This is a genomic window from Corynebacterium sp. ZY180755 (genome assembly GCF_054331495.1).
Map to the genome: position 1 here is coordinate 1,806,758 of NZ_CM135811.1, position 17,742 is coordinate 1,824,499.

The 17,742-nt window shown below is 55.0% G+C and carries 16 protein-coding genes; 9 read left to right on the forward strand and 7 right to left on the reverse strand.

Going from position 1 to position 17,742, the window contains the following annotated elements; all coding sequences use genetic code 11:
* Positions 1–5 precede the first annotated feature (5 nt).
* From ureC to ACXM2N_RS08255, 6 genes are all read left to right on the forward strand, one after another.
* Positions 6–1,721: an urease subunit alpha gene (gene ureC, locus ACXM2N_RS08230; RefSeq protein WP_458487683.1), complete on the forward strand. Its 1,716-nt coding sequence runs from the start codon at positions 6–8 to the stop codon at positions 1,719–1,721.
* Positions 1,722–1,846: 125 nt separating this feature from the next.
* On the forward strand, positions 1,847–2,326 hold the full coding sequence (ureE, locus tag ACXM2N_RS08235) for an urease accessory protein UreE (RefSeq protein WP_458487685.1): 480 nt from the start codon (positions 1,847–1,849) through the stop codon (positions 2,324–2,326).
* 15 nt (positions 2,327–2,341) lie between these two features.
* Positions 2,342–3,049: an urease accessory protein UreF gene (locus ACXM2N_RS08240; protein WP_458487687.1), complete on the forward strand. Its 708-nt coding sequence runs from the start codon at positions 2,342–2,344 to the stop codon at positions 3,047–3,049.
* 27 nt (positions 3,050–3,076) lie between these two features.
* A complete protein-coding gene (ureG, locus tag ACXM2N_RS08245; protein ID WP_458487689.1) occupies positions 3,077–3,703 on the forward strand; it encodes an urease accessory protein UreG in 627 nt (208 codons plus the stop codon).
* Between the two features lie 19 nt (positions 3,704–3,722).
* The gene (locus ACXM2N_RS08250) at positions 3,723–4,610 is read left to right on the forward strand and encodes an urease accessory protein UreD (RefSeq protein ID WP_458487691.1); all 888 of its coding nucleotides are present in this window, start codon (positions 3,723–3,725) and stop codon (positions 4,608–4,610) included.
* Between the two features lie 28 nt (positions 4,611–4,638).
* Positions 4,639–5,526, forward strand: coding sequence for an urea transporter (locus tag ACXM2N_RS08255; protein WP_458487693.1), 888 nt, complete (start codon positions 4,639–4,641; stop codon positions 5,524–5,526).
* A gap of 38 nt (positions 5,527–5,564) precedes the next feature.
* Here ACXM2N_RS08255 and ACXM2N_RS08260 read toward each other — a convergent pair whose 3' ends face one another.
* From ACXM2N_RS08260 to thrC, 3 genes are all read right to left on the reverse strand, one after another.
* On the reverse strand, positions 5,565–6,101 hold the full coding sequence (locus tag ACXM2N_RS08260) for an NUDIX hydrolase (RefSeq protein ID WP_458487695.1): 537 nt from the start codon (positions 6,099–6,101) through the stop codon (positions 5,565–5,567).
* 24 nt (positions 6,102–6,125) lie between these two features.
* On the reverse strand, positions 6,126–6,260 hold the full coding sequence (locus ACXM2N_RS08265) for a hypothetical protein (protein WP_458487697.1): 135 nt from the start codon (positions 6,258–6,260) through the stop codon (positions 6,126–6,128).
* A gap of 248 nt (positions 6,261–6,508) precedes the next feature.
* Positions 6,509–7,945 (reverse strand): threonine synthase, encoded by a 1,437-nt coding sequence (thrC, locus tag ACXM2N_RS08270; protein ID WP_458487699.1) that lies wholly within the window; start codon positions 7,943–7,945, stop codon positions 6,509–6,511.
* 154 nt (positions 7,946–8,099) lie between these two features.
* Between thrC and ACXM2N_RS08275 the strand changes: the two genes are divergently transcribed.
* Positions 8,100–9,518 (forward strand): MFS transporter, encoded by a 1,419-nt coding sequence (locus ACXM2N_RS08275; protein ID WP_458487701.1) that lies wholly within the window; start codon positions 8,100–8,102, stop codon positions 9,516–9,518.
* A gap of 139 nt (positions 9,519–9,657) precedes the next feature.
* Here the strand turns inward: ACXM2N_RS08275 and ACXM2N_RS08280 are convergent, their stop codons facing one another.
* From ACXM2N_RS08280 to ACXM2N_RS08290, 3 genes are all read right to left on the reverse strand, one after another.
* Positions 9,658–9,942, reverse strand: coding sequence for a hypothetical protein (locus ACXM2N_RS08280; protein ID WP_458487703.1), 285 nt, complete (start codon positions 9,940–9,942; stop codon positions 9,658–9,660).
* A gap of 191 nt (positions 9,943–10,133) precedes the next feature.
* Entirely contained in the window at positions 10,134–13,295 is a 3,162-nt protein-coding gene (locus ACXM2N_RS08285) for a bifunctional [glutamine synthetase] adenylyltransferase/[glutamine synthetase]-adenylyl-L-tyrosine phosphorylase (protein WP_458487705.1), read from the reverse strand.
* Positions 13,296–13,348: 53 nt separating this feature from the next.
* A complete protein-coding gene (locus ACXM2N_RS08290) occupies positions 13,349–14,686 on the reverse strand; it encodes a glutamine synthetase family protein (RefSeq protein WP_458487707.1) in 1,338 nt (445 codons plus the stop codon).
* Positions 14,687–14,895: 209 nt separating this feature from the next.
* Here ACXM2N_RS08290 and ACXM2N_RS08295 point away from each other — a divergent pair, with 209 nt between their 5' ends.
* Positions 14,896–15,315: a hypothetical protein gene (locus ACXM2N_RS08295; RefSeq protein ID WP_458487709.1), complete on the forward strand. Its 420-nt coding sequence runs from the start codon at positions 14,896–14,898 to the stop codon at positions 15,313–15,315.
* Between the two features lie 74 nt (positions 15,316–15,389).
* Entirely contained in the window at positions 15,390–17,252 is a 1,863-nt protein-coding gene (locus ACXM2N_RS08300; protein WP_458487711.1) for a CYTH and CHAD domain-containing protein, read from the forward strand.
* 150 nt (positions 17,253–17,402) lie between these two features.
* Here the strand turns inward: ACXM2N_RS08300 and ACXM2N_RS08305 are convergent, their stop codons facing one another.
* Positions 17,403–17,603: a hypothetical protein gene (locus ACXM2N_RS08305; protein ID WP_458487713.1), complete on the reverse strand. Its 201-nt coding sequence runs from the start codon at positions 17,601–17,603 to the stop codon at positions 17,403–17,405.
* Positions 17,604–17,742: the final 139 nt, after the last annotated feature.

Sequence of the window (17,742 nt, forward strand, 5' to 3'; positions counted from 1 at the left end):
CAACAATGAGCTTCACACTAAGTCGTGAGCAGTACGCCTCTTTGTACGGACCAACCACCGGTGACAGCTTTCGTCTGGCCGATTCAGAATTGTTTGCCACCGTGGAAAAGGACCTCACCGTACCGGGCGAAGAAGCAGTGTTCGGTGGTGGCAAAGTCATCCGCGATGGCATGGGACAGGACGGCCAGATTACGCGTGATCAAGATGTACCTGACTTGGTCATCACCAACGTCATCATTATTGACTACACAGGCATTTACAAGGCTGACGTAGCAATTCGTGACGGAAATATCTTCCGAATTGGCAAAGCTGGAAACCCATCCACAATGGACGGTGTAACCATACCCATTGGTGCCGCAACCGACATCATCGCTGGTGAAGGAAAAGTGCTCACCGCCGGTGGCATCGATACACATATTCACTTCATCAGCCCGGATCAGATCAACACCGCTCTTGTTTCCGGTATCACCACCATGATCGGCGGCGGCACTGGCCCATCTGAGTCCACCAAGGCTACTACCATCACTCCGGGTGAATGGAACATCCAGAACATGCTCCGATCCCTTGAGGCGTTCCCTATGAACTTCGGTTTGCTGGGCAAGGGGCACGGATCCAATCCCGAGGTACTTGCGGAGCAAGTACGAGCTGGCGCTATTGGCTTGAAAATTCATGAGGATTGGGGCACCACTCCAGCCACCATTGACACTTCCCTATCAGTGGCCGACGAATACGACATCCAAGTAGCAATTCACACCGATACCCTCAACGAGGCAGGATTCGTTGAATCCACTGAGAAGGCAATCGGAGACCGAGTCATTCACACCTTCCACACTGAAGGAGCAGGTGGTGGCCACGCCCCAGACATCATCAAGTTGGCTGGCCTTCCCAACGTTCTACCGGCTTCCACAAACCCGACCTTGCCGTACACCAAGAACACCATCGAAGAGCACCTCGACATGCTGATGGTGTGCCACCACCTGAATGCCGATATCCCTGAGGATGTTGCATTCGCGGACTCCCGCATCCGCACCGAAACCATCGCCGCTGAGGATGTGCTGCATGACATGGGAGTCTTCTCCATTACCTCCTCTGACTCGCAGGCAATGGGGCGTGTAGGCGAGGTCATCCTCCGCACCTGGCAGGTGGCCGACGCTATGAAGCGGCAGCGTGGCAGTTTGCCTGAGGATGAAAACATATACGGCGATAACTTCCGTATTCGGCGCTACATTTCCAAGTACACCATCAACCCGGCAATCGCTCAGGGAATCGCAGATACCGTCGGCTCCGTGGAGGAAGGCAAGTTCGCGGACTTGGTCCTGTGGCAGCCAAAATTCTTCGGTGTGAAACCTGATCTGATCATCAAGGGCGGCCAAGTAGTATCGGTGGCAATGGGAGACCCCAATGCGTCCATCCCTACCCCACAGCCCTCCATTTACCGTTACTCCTTCGGTGGCTACGGCAAGGCTACCTGCAAATCCTCAATCACGTTTTTGTCCAAAGCAGCGGTTGAGGAAGGCATCCCGCAAAAGCTTGGCTTGGAGAAAGAAATCCGCGTATGCTCCGGCATTCGCGATCTCACCAAAAAAGACCTGAAGCTCAATGACGCGACCCCAGATATCGCGGTCAATCCAGAGACCTACGAAGTCACGATTGATGGGGAATTAATCACTTCGGAGCCTTCGGAAACGCTGCCTATGGCTCAGCGTTACTTCCTCTTTTAAAGGCCACATCAACATAAGCCTGAGGGGCAGATATTGCTGCGAAACGTTTCTGTCCCTCGGCACAAGGGTTCAAAAAAGGTAAAGCTTGATCGCGCCCTTGCCCATTTGAGCACAAAGGTTTTTCAATGATCATTACTGAAGTCAAGGGCAACGCTCACTCATCTCCCGAGCTGGTAGCAGGTTTGCACAAGGAGAAAGTCTGGCTTGACAGCTCGGATTTAGTAAAACGGATCCAGCGTCTGACCACAGACCACGGCAATGAAATAGGCTTGCGCCTTCCGCCCAAATCACCCGATCTACGCGATGGCGATGTATTGGTGATCGACCAAGACAACGGCAACGCTGTCCTCGTGGCAGTCAATCCAACCGATGTTTTGGTCATCACAGCAGATAGCATCACACAAATGGCTTTCGTAGCCCACAGCCTAGGTAACCGTCACCTCCAAGCGCAGTTTTTTGACGCTGATTCAGAGTACGGCTGCGAGTGCATGGTTGTGGCCTACGATCACACGGTGGTGGATTTCCTGACTCACCACAACATCGCATTTGATCGCCAAGATCGGGTCATGCCTGTTCCATTCCGCCACAGCGAACACACGCACTAGTGGATGGAGCACACCATGTTTTCCGAACCTACAGCCACGCCGTCATCCATCGCTGCGCTGCTCATCGGCATGCAGCTAACCGATTCCGCTCTACCCACAGGTGCCTTTAGCCATTCCATGGGCTTTGAATCCTACATGCACACTGAGCATATTTGTGATGAGGCGTCCTTTTCCCAGTGGATGGAGATGTTCGTCCAGACGCAACTAACGTTCACTGATGCGTTAGCAATCCGTCTGGTGTGGAATTGCTCAGATATCCAACAGTTGTTGAACATCGATAACTTGGTGACAGCCCAATCACTACCCCAGCAAGTGAGGCACGCCAGTATCACACAGGCCAAGCGGCTCATCTCCATCGCAGAAGAAAACTATCCGCTTCCAGAAATCCAGGAATACAGCAAAGCGCTCAAGACAGGCACTGCCCACGGCCACCCAGCGTTGGTGTGGTCACTGGTTGCTCGCCAGTCAGGAATCAGCAAAACCGAAGCAATCGCGCAGCACCTGTACGCCACTATCATCTCGCTGACACAGAACGCTGTTCGAGCCATCCCTCTTGGCCAATCCGCTGGCCAGCGCATTATCCGAGCAGCACAATCCTGGGTCACCACAGCTGTCGAGGTTGTCGACGGGCTCGATGAAAGGGATCTCGGCGCCGTCTTCCCCGGCTTGGAAATCGCTCAAATGCGTCATGAACGACAACGTGCCCGATTGTTTATGAGCTAACTCAACGTGAAAAGAGAACTTAGAACAATGACTTTAGAAACTACGCCCATCATCATTGGCATCGGTGGCCCTGTAGGCTCCGGCAAAACTCAGCTCATCGAACGCCTCACGCGAGCCATGAGCGATGAGATCTCCATGGCCGCTATCACCAATGACATTTACACAATCGAAGACGCGAAGATCCTGGCAAAGAACTCCGTGCTACCCACTGATCGAATCATCGGAATTGAGACCGGCGGCTGCCCACACACAGCAATACGCGAAGACACATCCATGAACGAAGCAGCTATTGATGAGCTCAAGGGAAAGTTTCCTGATCTTCAGTTGATCTTTGTCGAATCCGGCGGTGACAACCTGTCTGCAACCTTCAGTCCGGAACTAGTGGATTTCTCCATTTACATCATCGACGTGGCTCAAGGCGAAAAGATTCCGCGCAAGGCAGGCCAGGGAATGATCAAGTCCGATCTATTTGTTATCAACAAAACCGATCTAGCGCCCCATGTCCACGCTGATCTCTCCGTCATGGAAGCCGACTCCAAGGTCTTCCGCAAGGATAAGCCCTTTGCCATGACGAACTTGATGACCGATGAGGGCCTTGACACCGTGATGGACTGGATCCGTCACGACGTGTTGATGCTCGATCTTGCTGAGTAACCCTCCGAAGGACAAAACCATGGGCCACAAAGAAGCTACCGGCGAACTCACGATGCGTATTGCTCGGCGCGATGACGGCGTGAGCTTTGCTCGCGAGCAGTTCCACCGCGGTGCACTGCGGGTGATCCGGCCACATTATTTGGATTCTTCTGGTCAGGTGTCTTACACCGTTATCAATCCCGGTGGAGCGTTTTTTGGTGGTGACAGATACCAGCTAGACCTCCGTGTAGACGACGGCGCTGATCTACTACTGCTCACCCAGTCTGCATCCAAGGTTTACCAAACACCGCAGGGTCCCGCGTTGCAGGAGATGCGCGTCAAAGTGGGGCCACACGCACGTTTTGAGTACTTGCCGGACCCGCTCATTGTCTACCGCGATGGCGAGTACCACCAGAATACTCAAGTCATCGTGCATCCCACGTCTACGGTCGTGTTGTCCGAAGTTGTTACACCTGGGTGGTCTCCTAAGAGCGAGAAGTTTCGTTTCACGGGGTTACGTATGCGCCAAGAAATTGGCATCATCACTGCACAAGGCATCGTCCCTTTTGTTGTGGATCAAATTCGCGTAGTGCCTTCTGAGCTGCCCACAGAATCAATGGGGTTCATGGAGGGATTCTCCCACACTGGGCAGTTGCTCCTTGTTGACCCACGCATCACCGAAGAATTTGTGGACACATTGCACCAGCTCATTACAGAAACTGAGGCTGAGAATTCCACTTACTCCGGAATCACCTTGGCAGGCAGGGAGATTCCAGCATCAGATGTGGATGGCCACTCACCACGGTGCATTGCGGTGAGAACTCTCGGGCATAGCTCCGGCGCCATCACCAAACTACAGCGCATCTTGGTGAATGAGTTCCACTCCACTGTTTTAAATAAACCTGCGCTGAACTTACGCAGCCACTAGTCCATCTGTGAAATTGAGGTGATGAGTAATGAACGCAGTAGTGAATGTCTTGCGGGGTGTGTCCCAGATATTCTTCATTAACAACCCTTTAAGTGGTGCGCTGATCTTGGTTGCACTGGCATTCCTTGACCCCCGTTTTAGTGCTCTGGTTCTGTTTGGCTCAGCTATCCAAACTGCAGGAGCTTGGATCCTAGGCTTTAAAGAGGAAGTCCGCCAAGGCCTTATGGGCTACAACGGGGCATTGGTGGGTGCAGCTTCAGCACTGTATGCAGGATACGGGTGGATGGCAATCCTACTCACCATGGTCGGCTCCTTAACCACCGTGATAGTGCACAAGGCAGTTGCGCGCGTCTTTGACTTATCCGCGTTGAGGTTCGCTGGGTTGCCGGTCTCTACTGCCCCATTCGTGATCGTATCCGGAATGCTATTCGGGCCTATTGGTTCCCAGTGGGAAGCATGGCCCGTCACGGAGACATCCGGTATAGCTGGGTGGGCAGCGGGTATTGCCAATGCGTTCAGTGAGGTCATGCTTGCCGACGGCATCCTCGTAGGCATCATCACCATCGTTGCCCTGGCCGTGGGCGATCGCATGATCGCGGCGTTTGGATTGCTGGGTGCTGCGATCGCGGTCACCGCCACCGCAGCAATTGATTCCCCAGTGGTGGCCTCCACCGGTTTGGCTTCTTATTCCGCGGTACTCGCCGCTATTGCCATCGGAGCCGTGTTCTGGAATGGGCGCTCACTTGTCTGGCGAGTAGGCGGCGCTGTGGTTTCCGCAGCGCTTACGCTTGTGATTCAACCGCTAATCGCCATGACGCCAATCCCAGTGTTCACGTGGCCGTTCCTCATCGCGATGTGGATCGTGCTCTTTGCCGGCGCACAACGCGGGGAGCACAAGACACCAGTGACGAGCTAGCTCCTCGGCTCGCTCTACTATTCCATTGAGTTTGTGCGTTACCGCTGTCGGTCGCGCTTCTGGTAACCCATGCGTGGGCGGAAACCCTCAGGGCGGCGCAGCTGTGCAACCGCGTCAGCAATCACGAGTCGGAAACGTGGTTTCATCGGTGGCATTTGCATGATGGAGAACCACCCCACGTCCACGCTTTCATCATCTCCAATGACAGGCGTGTCATCGCCGACAACGGACAGGCGCATAGCGGTGTCCATGTATGAGGTAACGTCACCATTCGGGTAGGTCACTGGACCGACTTGGCCTACGCCCAGCAGAGCCTCAACCTGGGTGTCGAGACCGGTTTCCTCTTTAACTTCCCGCACCGCTGCCACGTGTGGCTCTTCATCCACTTCAACGATTCCGCAGACCGGCGTCCACTCGTTGTTATCTGCTCGCTTCACAAGAAGGACTTTTGGCACTTCATGAATGGGTGCTCCTGGTGGGACGTCTTTAATGACCACGGCAGTAACGCCTGGCAGCCAAAGGTGGTCGTTGCCAATCTTCTCGCGCAGGTTAACAATAAAATCTGGGGTAGGCACTTAAAACGTGTTCCTTCTTAGTATTTATTCAGAAGCCTCGGTGGAAGGCGCTTCTTCCTTAGCCTTGGTTGATTGAGCCTCTTCCATCATCTTCTTGGCGAAAGCTGCTGGGTCAAAATCAGAGAACTCTTCTGGCTTAGACACTTGCTCTTGTGCCATGGTTGTACCGCCCTTCGTGTGGTTACTACTTCCCACAACCTTAGTGCCAAGACTCCAGAGGGCGCACCTTGCCTCGCTCGCCCCAACCGGGAAGAAAAACGCGGCGCGCCCGTTGGAAGTGGATGAGCCAGAAGGCGGTAACCCGCGTGAGCTTATGACGCAGATGGTTCCACAGCACCGGAAGCCAGAAAAGGCAGAAAGAAACCGTGGCACCTGCACGGTGTTCAGGTGTCACGGTGACTTTGCGCTTAATTGGCCTCAATGTTGGCTTCGATGAAGCCCTTTACAATCTCAGCATCATTTGGAAGCTCAACCACATGGCGGTCCGCCTCCATAATGCCCGCGAAACGCTGTGGCATTGGTGCTTCCTCACCAATCGCCTCCATGATGGTGTCAGCGAACTTCACGGGAAGAGCAGTTTCTAAGCACACAATCTTCGAGCCGATTTCGGCCGTGAGATCGCGGGCAACCTTGACGCCGTCGGCGGTGTGGGGGTCGATAAGCACGCCCAAACGCTGGTGACAATCGCGGATGGTCTCCACACGATCAGCGTGCGTGGATTTGCCAGAGGCAAAGCCGAACTTCTCCTTGGCATCAGCAAACGCCGCATCCTCGGTCAAGGAGAAACCACCCTCCTTAACCTTGGTGCCAAACAAGTCATTGATACGCTCGGCGTCACGGCCCAAGAGGTCAAAGACAAAACGCTCGAAATTCGACGCACGAGAAATGTCCATAGACGGCGAGGACGTCTCATAGGTGTCAGCAGAGCTGCGCACGCGGTAATCGCCGGTGCGGAAGAACTCATCCAGCACGTCATTTTCATTGGTGGCTACAATCAAGCGATCAATAGGAAGACCCATCTGGCGCGCAATATGCCCCGCGCAGATATCGCCAAAGTTGCCGGTTGGGACGCAGAAGGAGATCTTCTCGGTGTTGTCCTCAGTAATACGCAGGTAGGAAGAAATGTAGTAAACAACCTGCGCCATCAGGCGAGCCCAGTTAATGGAGTTAACTGCGCCGATGGAGTACTTAGACTTAAACTCCGCATCCGCGCTGGTGGCCTTCACCACGTCCTGGCAGTCATCAAAAACGCCGTCAAGAGCAATGTTGAAAATGTTCGGATCATCCAGGCCAAACATCTGCGCCTGCTGGAATGGGGTCATGCGCCCCGCCGGGGTCAGCATAAAGACGCGAATGCCCTTCCGGCCGCGCATTGCGTATTCGGCGGACGAGCCCGTATCGCCGGAAGTAGCGCCCAGGATGTTCAGCTCCTGATCACGGCGGGCGAGCTCATACTCAAACAGCTCACCCAGAAGTTGCATTGCCATATCTTTGAAGGCCGCGGTTGGCCCCTCAGAGAGGTGGCCCAAGTACAGGCGATCCTCCAGCTGGGTAACTGGAACAATCTCCTCCGAGGAGAACTTCGGGTAATTGTAGGCACGCTGCGCGATAGCCTTCAGATCCTCTACTGGGATGTCATCCACAAATAATTGAAGGACTTCTCCGGCTAGAGCCGCGTAACCCTCCTCAGCCAGCACGGCGCGCCAAGAGTTGAGGGTGGCATCATCTAGCTGCGGGTATTCCTCAGGCAGGTACAGGCCACCATCCGGCGCCAAGCCTCCCAAGAGGATGTCGGTGAAGGTAGCCTTAGTCTGATTCTTATCGCGAGTTGAAATGTAGTGCACGCTACTACCCTAGCTGGTCACGGCCGAATTATCTGCACCAGAATGAAAAATATTTAGCCACAGCAGAGGTAGCACCGATTACGAATAGCTACAGAGGTACCATGTGCTTCGGAATACGAAAAGATCACACTAGACCCAAGGGACTAAAAACACCATGTCACACGCGCCGGCCCAGTCTCCAAAGATCCGCAAACGCGCGGTAATTGTGTGGGCCGCTGCCGTCGCTATTTATGTGATTGCCGTGACTGGCCGCACGTCCTTCGGCGTGGCTGGCGTCGAAGCTCTCGACCGTTTCCAGATCAATGCCTCCCAGCTGGCTGTTTTCACCGCGGTTCAGGTGGGTGTCTACGCCGCCTCCCAGATCCCAGTCGGTGTGCTCATTGATAAGTTCGGTGCCAGGCGCCTCCTTATTATCGGCGCATGCATTATGGCCGCTGGGCAGATCATTTTGGGCTTTACCGGCAGCTACTACATTGCCATAGGCGCACGAGTGCTCATTGGCGCCGGTGATGCTACCGCATTCTTGTCTGTGCTTCGCCTCATCCCAACGTGGTTCCCCGTCAAGAAAGCACCGCTCTTTGCCCAACTCACCGGTGGTTTTGGGCAAGCCGGCCAATTTCTGTCCGCCGTACCATTCCTCAACGTGCTACACGTGGCTGGGTGGCAGGTGGCGTTTATCTCCTTGGGTGCGGTAGGACTACTGGTGGCTTTATTGGCATCCGTGGTTCTATCCGACACCCCACACCAACCACGCATCCATCGGCCTCATTTGCCGCGCCAGACTGGGCGACTGCGTCGGATGGCAGAAACTACGGACACGGTGCATGGTGGCGTCAATGAGGCAGCGGTAGTCTCCGCTAAGCCCGGCGCGGTGCAGGCCACGCTGCCCATGGTCACTATTTTGAAAACGATCACGCGTGATCCGATTGTGTGGCAAGCGGTGTTCATCCACTGGACAAACATGATGCCGCTCGGGCTGTTCCAACTGTTGTGGGGTGTTCCCCTCATGACGCTGGGAATGGGCTTAAACGCGGCACAAGTGGGCATGGTGCTGACCATCGTCACGATCACCACGGTTGCGTTTGGCCCCTTACACGGTGTGTTGTCGTCGCGCTTTGGTCGCCGTCGCGACACAGTGTCTCTGATACTGGCAGCCGTTCAAATAGCTGTGCTTGCTTTGTTTTTCCTTCAAGCCTCACCACCATCCATGGCGTGGCTCGTAGCGCTGCTAGTATTCCAAACTCTTGTTATTCCAGCAGCCAATTATGGCTTTGATACTGTGCGCGAAGCAGTAGACATCAAGGTCTTGGCATCTGCCACTGGCTTGGCAAACATGGGCGGTTTTGTCTCCACCATGATCGCCGCCCAGCTGCTTGGCATCCTGCTCGACCAGATTGCTCCCTCCGGCAGTTATACGTGGAGTGATTTCCGTGTGGCCTGGATTGCCGTATTTGTAACTTGGGCTGTGGGGTATGTCCTGTTCCTCAGCTTCTTCCTGCACACCCGCAGGCAACGTGTTAGTAAGGACGCTGGTGCGATCACTCGCCGTGTTGACGGCAAGTTAATTGACTAAGCATTTGGGACAAAAAACTAAACTTTGTGGCCTTTTTCAACGACAAAGTGCCCGAAAACCGCTCAGAGTTTAGTTTTTTGTCCGAATTCCCTCCTCACCTGAACGAGAGGGGGCCGTGCGGAATCTGCGCACTCCCAAGTTAGCGGTTGCGCTTGGAGACCAACGCATCAATCAGCGAATTAAGAGCGGCATCACCAAGTTGAACTGGGTCAAATGACGCCCCAGAATGCCCTTGGTACGAGTCTGGCTGGCCTGTATTGCCGGTGCGCTGCCCCGGTTCACCATCAAGGCGAGCTACCAGAGTGTTGTCCTTGAAATTTATTGCGGTACTTGGCCTAGCACCCGCGCTTTCAAGTGCACGAACAAAGGTGTTGAGTTTTTCCACGGTGAGATCTTCAAGATCAAGGGTGAGCTTCAATGACATGGTGTACTTTCTGCGAAAAGCTGTGGCGTAAGTGGGGTCGGGTGAACCTTACCTGAGGGGTCATTCCTCCCCTCGTTTTTTAGGGTGTGCTGCCTAAGATTCGCCCGTATAGGTTGACAGATTCAATTGCTAGCAAGGTCAGTGGCGTTGCGCGCCCATCACGGCAGACATCGGGCGCGCCCCACATAAGACTAGATGGAGAAGTCCGAGTGATCCGAGATGGGCTCACCCCAGAACACTTCATCGACCACTTGGCGTGCACGACGGGTGGACTTCAAATAGTTGTCTAGGAACTCTTGGTAATTGTGCGGATCCCACCCGGCTGCACCCGCCACAGCAGCAAGTTTTGGTCCTGGCTGTGGCAGCTGATCCATGCGTTTACCCGTTACCAACACAATGGCGTTACGCGCCTTGGTAGCGTTAATCCATGCTGTCTGCAGGATATCTACCTGATTCGCAGGCAGAATACTTTTCTCCTTGAGAACCTCTAACACATCCAGTGTGGAGGTGTTGTGCAACTCCTCGTTCTCGTGAGCATGCATAAGAGTCAGAAGCTGCGCGGTCCACTCGATATCCGTCAGCGCACCGCGCCCCAACTTGGTGTGGGTGTTGCGATCAGCGCCACGTGGCAGGCGCTCGTTGTCCACGCGCGCTTTCATGCGTCGGACCTCACGGATAACCTTCTCGCTCGCCCCCTCGGATGGGTAGCGGAATTTATCCACCATATGCAGGAAGCGTTTGCCTAGGTCTTCATCGCCGGCGATTTCCGTTGCACGCAGCAACGCCTGGACCTCCCAGACCTCACCCCAGCGCTCGTAGTATTGCTGATAGGACTCCAAGGTGCGCACGACCGCACCGGATCGCCCCTCAGGGCGCAGGCCAAGGTCCACCTCAAGCGGTGGGTCACCCGATGGTTTGGACAGGCGTTTGCGCATGCGATCACATATGCCAATAGCCCAGCGCACAGCTTCATTTTCTTCCACACCTTCGGCTGGCTCGCAAACGAACATCACGTCCGCGTCAGAGCCGTAGCCTAGCTCCGCTCCTCCAAGGCGGCCCATACCAATCACAGCGATCGTGGCGGGTGCCTTATCCAGCCCCTCTTGCTGAAGCGAATAGCGGATTTCTACACTCAGTGCTGCTTCGAGAACGGCGTCCCAAATGTAGGACAGCCCAAGACACACTTCCTTAATGGTCAGCATCTGCAGCAAGTCAGCTGCGGCAATGCGTGCGAGCTCCACACGGCGCATGGATCGGGCAACTGCGATCGCATCGTCTGGGTTATCGTGCCGGCTGGCGGCACGCACTAGGGACTTGCACCTGGCGGTCACCGGGGTTTCTAAAAGCTTTGGGCCACGCGCGCCGTCGCCCAGCTGCTTGACCACATCCGGTGCGGAGATGATCAGGTCCGCGGTGTACGGTGAGTTGCCGAGGATACGCATGAGTCGTTTGCCTACGATGCCTTCGTCGCGAAGCATGCGTAGGAACCAAATGCGGTCATGTGCGGCCTCTGATAGCTTGCGGTAGTTGAGCAGGCCAGCGTCTGGATCTGCGGTCTTGGACAGCCATTCCATGAGCGTAGGCAGCAGCATGGCTTGGATTTTTGCTTTTCGACCGCTGCCGGCGGCCATGGCGCTGAGGTGCTCGAATGCACGATCCGGGAACTTGTAACCCAGCGCAGCCAGCTGCAGCTTCGCTGCCTCTGGGCTGAGTTTGATCGCGTCCACGCTCATGTTCACCACGGAGTTCAGCAGCGGACGGTAGAACAGCTGGCGATGCAGGTACGAAATCTGGTGGCGAGTCTTTCGTAGCTTCTTATTCAACTCCTCCACCTTGGAGGACCCCTCGCTCGACACAAAGCCAGAAGCACCGGCCAGCCAGTGGTACTGCTTCTGGTCCTTCTCATCCGGCAACGTGTGCGTACGTTTTACCTTTTGCAGCTGGAGACGGTGCTCCAGCAGGCGCAGGAACTCATACGCCTCTATGAGGTCGGATCCGTCCTCACGGCCAATGTACCCGCCGTCTATTAATGCCTGCAGGGCGTCCACAGTTGCCAGCGTGCGCAAGAATTCATCGGAACGGCCATGTACCAATTGCAGGAGCTGGACCGCGAACTCCACGTCGCGGAGACCACCCTCACCCAGTTTGAGCTCTCGCTCCTTCAACGCTTTTGGCACGTTGTCCAGAACGCGCACACGCATCTTCTGCACGTCATCAACAAAGGAGTCACGCTGGGATGCCTCCCACACCATTGGCGAAAGAAGGCGGGAGTATTCCTGTGCCAAGGGCATGTTGCCGGTCATGGGGCGATGCTTCAGAAGCGCTTGGAACTCCCACGTCTCTGCCCACCGCTTGTAGTAGGCAACGTGGGAATCGAGTGTCCTCACTAGGGCGCCAGCCTTGCCCTCGGGGCGCAATGCTGCGTCCACTTCAAAGAAACCGCGGCATCCAGCCTTGATGAACTCACTGGCTACGCGGGTGGCATTGGCGTTTGCTGGCTCAGCGACGAAGATGACGTCAACGTCAGAAATGTAATTTAATTCGCGGGCACCGCACTTTCCCATGGCCAAGATGCCCACATGAGAATCTACCGGGGCGTCGTCATAGACCTTGCGCACAGCAATAGCCAAAGCTGCGGTAAGCGCGGCATCAGCGAGGTCTGACAACGTTGCGGAAATCACCTTGAATGCAACGGCAGGTTGGCCCACACGTCGCGAGTTCTCTGGGTAGGTACCAGCCAAGTCAATTGCCGCAATACGCATTAACAGGTTGCGGTAGGTGCGCTTGAGGGCAGCCTCCGCCTCCGGGGTGGCTTCAGCCGCCTTGTACGTACCCACGGTGGAAAGATCCGCAGACGCAGTGTCCTTACCTTCCCCGGCGCGGTCGCCACGGAAGGTCACATTCTGGGCATCCTCCTGGGAAAGCTGGACCTCCGCTGGGGCAGCGTTAATACACCCCAGAAGCTCGCGCAGCATTTCTTCCTTGGTGGGAATATCCTTCTGCAGCAGTTTCCACTCCGTGGGGTTGGCAACCAAGTGGTCACCCAGCACACTCGAACCACCCAGCATGGCGAAAAGGCGAACACGGAGGGAAACGTCACTGCGCAGCGCTTGGTCTAACTCCGCGTGCGACCCTAGGGCCTCGTCAAGGGCGTTCATCAAGCGAATCAAGTTGTTGAGCGCTAGATCCCTATCGGCCGCACCGGTGAGAGCCCATAGAAGATCTAAGCTTTCCCTATTGTTCCACTCCAGCCATTCCAGATCTCCCTCTGCGGTGGCGCGGTTGAGTCCCAGCGTAGCTGCCGTAGGGATGCTGCTTCGGTGTAACCCTTTGGTGTTATTAGTTCCTGCCATGATGGTGAGAATATTCCTCAAGAAGTGTCCGGACAGTGGTCACAGACTGGTTGCTAGTACACGAGGTTGGTTCGCAGCTCCCACGGAGTGATTTGCTGCTGGTAGTCATGCCACTCACGCCACTTGTTGCGGAGGAAGAACTCGAATACGTGCTCACCGAGGATGTCTGCCACAAACTCAGAGCGCTCCATTTCGCGCAACGCTTGATCCAAGTTGGTGGGGAGATCCTTGTACCCCATTGCACGTCGCTCGCGGCGAGTTAGCTCCCCGATATCGTCCACAGCCTGCTCAGGAATTTCATACCCCTCCTTGATGCCCTTCAATCCGGCGCCCAGCAAAACTGCGTAAGCCAAGTAAGGGTTGCAGGCGCTATCTGGGGATCGAACCTCAACACGGCGTGACTCAGCCTTAGTCATCCGGTAGGTAGGAATACGCACCAGTGCAGAACGGTTGGAGACGCCCCACGTAGCAGCCGTTGGTGCCTCATTGCCGAACAGAATGCGCTTGTAAGAGTTCGTCCATTGGTTCGTAATGGCAGAGAACTCGTTGGCATGATGCAGGATGCCAGCCACAAACTGCTTCGCAGTCTTAGATAGCGCGTACTCGTCATCGGGGTCATGGAACGCGTTGATATCTCCCTCGAAGAGGGACATGTGGGTGTGCATTGCGGAACCAGCGTGATCACGGAACGGCTTTGGCATGAACGTTGCAGCTACACCATTATCAATTGCTACCTGCTTCATCAGGTAACGCAGCGTCATAATATTGTCTGCCATTTGCAGCGCATCAGCATGACGCAGGTCAATCTCCTGCTGGCCCGGCGCAGTCTCATGGTGAGAGAACTCAACCGGAACGCCCATGTCCTCCAGAGCCAACATGGCAGAGCGACGGAAACGAGGCGCGTCATTATGAGATGCCTGGTCAAAATAAGAGCCATTGTCCGTTGGAACCGGCGGCAAACCGTTGGTGTCCAAGCTCTTTACTAGGTAGAACTCCACCTCCGGAGAGATCATGCAGCTAAAGCCTTCATCCGCCGCCAGCTCAACCTGACGGCGCAAAACCTGGCGAGGATCTGAGTAGTTTGGCTGCCCATCTGGATTAGCAATGTCACAGAACAGGCGCGCAGTTTTCAGACGAGAGTCATCATCAAACGGCAGCAACTGGAAAGTGGATGGGTCTGGCAGCGCAATGGTGTCCGCCTCCGACATGCGCGAGAAACCCTCGATAGCAGAACCATCGAAGCCAATGCCCTCCTCAAATGCAGACTCCAGTTCAGCCGGCGCCACTGAAACTGACTTGAGATAGCCGAGGATGTCAGTGAACCAAAGTCGTACGAAGCGGATGTCGCGTTCATCAATCGTGCGCAGCACATATTCCATCTGAGATTCCATGCCATACACGATACTTTTTCCGCCCCGCACAGAAGCGGGGTACGAGCGGTTTTCCAGCTAATTCGCACCTAGGTGCATATATCCTTCCAGCCTCCCACCCCCGACGGGGGTAAGCATGTCTGAGGCTCGTGTTTTAGTTCAATCAATCGAACATCCTTTCTATGTTTCTTGAACCCAGAAAGGCAGCCAAGCTTTCGAAAGGAGCAACAATGACCGCGAGCATAACTGACATCACTCATTACCGTCGCCGCTCGGAAAACCCCACCACACATGCAAACAGCCAACAGGAAGAGGCCTACCTGATCCAGCGCTTGCGCTGCGCTGAGGCAAACCTCGAAGATCTGCTCCTTCACTGCGCCATGGAGGGCCTGACACCCGCATGCATTGAGAAGATGGTGGGAGCACCGCTGAGGCTTCCCATCGATTACTGCATCCCCGAAGTAGTAAAGCTACTGGATTCCGCAGTGAACACGACTGTTGCCCTCTGCCGTACGCAGTGGCGAAGGGCCGTCCCCAAGGCACTATTTGGCAGATTTGAGCCGGAATCTGATGATGATTACTACTACCTCTTGTCACTGCTGGAAGATGCGTATCGGGACTTGAGCCGTGCGGTGAACGCTGTGCGTTAACAGTTTTACTTCTCCGTACCAGTGAATTCACCCTTATGCGAGCACAACCGCGTTCAACCTGCTAAAAACAAGGTATGAGTATCTCACAGCAGTTGGAAGTTGAAGCTAAGTTTGCGCTGACAGATGAGTCCTTGTCTGTACCGGACTTCACCGCTATTGACCATGTCCACGAAGTAGCTGAGTCAAACATATTCCAGCTGTCTGCTGTGTACTACGACACCGAAGATCTGCGTCTTACTCGTTCCAAGATCACCCTGCGCCGCCGGGTAGGTGGAAAGGATGAAGGCTGGCATATCAAGCTTCCTGCACGCGATGGCCGCTTGGAACTCCACCATGATTTAACTGACGGTGACGAGGGCATAGTTCCACCAGATCTTCTTACCAATGTCGCTTCCATTGTCCGCGGCAAGGAGCTAAAGCCCATCGCCCGCGTGGACAATGAGCGTCATGAAACCCTGATGGCGGATAAGAATGGTGTGATCGTCGCGGAATTCTGCGATGACCACGTCTCAACGTGGTCCTACTTGCCGGGAGGAAAAGAGCAGTCATGGCGTGAGTGGGAAATCGAAGCAACTAGGGCTGCTCAGGACCACGGGATCGCAGGCACGATCATCGCCTCAGCCTCGTCACTCCTTATCAAACAAGGCGCCCACACCTCCGATTCTCCATCAAAACTTGTGATGGCATTGGGTGACTCCATCAACAACGCACCCGCCACGTTTACAATGGCCGAACTTGATGAAGACTCCCCTGCTTACGCCGTCCTGTCTGCGCTGAAGCGCAACCGCGACAAGCTCATCGAATTTGACCCGAAGGTCCGCCGCGACGAATGGGATTCCATCCACCAGATGCGCGTTGCAACCCGAGAACTTCGCAGCCACATGCAAACTTTTGAAGGCATTCTCACCGGCGATGAGTACGCCAAGGTTGAAGCCGATCTCAAGGTACTTGCCGGAATCTTGGGACGGGCGCGTGACGCTGAAGTAGTTGCAGATCGTTTTCTAAAGCTGCTTGATAATGAAAAGACTGGTGCTCTCGACGAAGATGCCAAGCAGCACCTGCGCGAGGACATGACCAAGAAATACCGCTTCGAGCATTCGCGCGTGGTCAAGATACTTAACAATCCACGGTACTTCCAGCTCCTGGACAACCTAGATGAAATTTTGAGCAACCCGCCCCTGGCACCTGCAAGCAGCGAACCTAACGCTTCCACGCCGGCCCCTGCCAGCATTCAACCAGAAAGCGGCAAAACTACTGCTGAGACTATTCTGGGCGATCACTTGGACAAGGCGTACCAGCGATTGGTCCGCAGACACGAATATGCGGTTACCAGCTGGGGTGATGAGAACCTCTCTCTTCATGAGCGTGAGGACCGCTTCCACTCAATGCGCAAAGCAGCTAAGAAACTGCGTTACGCTGCAGAAGCCGTGGGCGACGCCACTGATCTGGACACGGGCAAGCTGTACTCCGCCTGCAAAAACATGCAAGAGGTGTTAGGGGATTTCCAAGACGCCGTCACTTCTCGTGACAAGCTCCTTGAGCTCGCACGAAAGGCACACCGCCGCGGCGAGGACACTTTCGGCTACGGCGTCCTCTTCCAACAGGAGAACCAGCTCTCGTTGGACTACTTACAGGACTACCGCGATGCCTTCAAGGCAATTAAAAAGGCCTACAAGAAGCTGCAGGAGAAGATAGCTGAGAACAGCAAGCGCAAGGCCAAGGAGGCTGCAAAGGCTCGTCGGAAGGCTAAGAAGCTAGCAGAAAAAGAAGCCGAGGCCGCGAAGAAACTGCAAAAACTAGCGCGTAAGGAAGAAAAGCGCCGAGCAAAGGAGCAGGCAAGGATCGAACGCGAAAAACTCGCAGCCGTGGAGGAACTTGATCAGGTATCCAGCGTGGAGGACACCGCCGATTCGCTCGAGAAAACCGCCACCGAGTAACAGCGCAACCCCACAGGACACAATTGAGGGATGAGCAGTACATCATGCTGCTCATCCCTCTCAAAGCTTGATGAGAGCACACAACTGCATAGGTTGAAGGACCAAGTGTGCTCTACTCACAAGCCTAGGCAGCTATGGGCTTATGCGGGATTAGTCTTCCTGACCCCAGTCATCATCTTCCTCATCGTAGGCATCTGCGGCTTCATTGCGAGCCTCCGCAATTTTGAGGGCGTTGGCCGCTTCTTCCTGGGTGTCGTACGGCCCCATACGGTGAGCGAAGCTAGAAACCTTGCCCTGCTCTACCTGTCCGGTTTCCTGGTTGAAGTACCACTTGTCATCATTATTAGCCATTGGTTATCTCCTTGCGGTTTACCCGTTCAGTGTGTACAAACGAGCAGCTCGATGGGAAGTGTTGTCGTGGTGCCAATTGTAGAGGGTTATATCGTGCCGTGCGGTGCACCTCAGTAACGAAATGGGCTTTTACGCCATC

What these genes read in the sequence shown, in the direction of transcription:
- ureC (WP_458487683.1), top strand. Translation starts at nt 6, where the DNA reads ATGAGCTTCACACTAAGTCGTGAGCAGTACGCCTCTTTGTACGGACCA.
- ureE (WP_458487685.1), top strand. Translation starts at nt 1,847, where the DNA reads ATGATCATTACTGAAGTCAAGGGCAACGCTCACTCATCTCCCGAGCTG.
- ACXM2N_RS08240 (WP_458487687.1), top strand. Translation starts at nt 2,342, where the DNA reads ATGTTTTCCGAACCTACAGCCACGCCGTCATCCATCGCTGCGCTGCTC.
- ureG (WP_458487689.1), top strand. Translation starts at nt 3,077, where the DNA reads ATGACTTTAGAAACTACGCCCATCATCATTGGCATCGGTGGCCCTGTA.
- ACXM2N_RS08250 (WP_458487691.1), top strand. Translation starts at nt 3,723, where the DNA reads ATGGGCCACAAAGAAGCTACCGGCGAACTCACGATGCGTATTGCTCGG.
- ACXM2N_RS08255 (WP_458487693.1), top strand. Translation starts at nt 4,639, where the DNA reads ATGAACGCAGTAGTGAATGTCTTGCGGGGTGTGTCCCAGATATTCTTC.
- ACXM2N_RS08265 (WP_458487697.1), bottom strand. Translation starts at nt 6,260, where the DNA reads ATGGCACAAGAGCAAGTGTCTAAGCCAGAAGAGTTCTCTGATTTTGAC.
- ACXM2N_RS08275 (WP_458487701.1), top strand. Translation starts at nt 8,100, where the DNA reads ATGTCACACGCGCCGGCCCAGTCTCCAAAGATCCGCAAACGCGCGGTA.
- ACXM2N_RS08280 (WP_458487703.1), bottom strand. Translation starts at nt 9,942, where the DNA reads ATGTCATTGAAGCTCACCCTTGATCTTGAAGATCTCACCGTGGAAAAA.
- ACXM2N_RS08285 (WP_458487705.1), bottom strand. Translation starts at nt 13,295, where the DNA reads ATGGCAGGAACTAATAACACCAAAGGGTTACACCGAAGCAGCATCCCT.
- ACXM2N_RS08290 (WP_458487707.1), bottom strand. Translation starts at nt 14,686, where the DNA reads ATGGAATCTCAGATGGAATATGTGCTGCGCACGATTGATGAACGCGAC.
- ACXM2N_RS08295 (WP_458487709.1), top strand. Translation starts at nt 14,896, where the DNA reads ATGACCGCGAGCATAACTGACATCACTCATTACCGTCGCCGCTCGGAA.
- ACXM2N_RS08300 (WP_458487711.1), top strand. Translation starts at nt 15,390, where the DNA reads ATGAGTATCTCACAGCAGTTGGAAGTTGAAGCTAAGTTTGCGCTGACA.
- ACXM2N_RS08305 (WP_458487713.1), bottom strand. Translation starts at nt 17,603, where the DNA reads ATGGCTAATAATGATGACAAGTGGTACTTCAACCAGGAAACCGGACAG.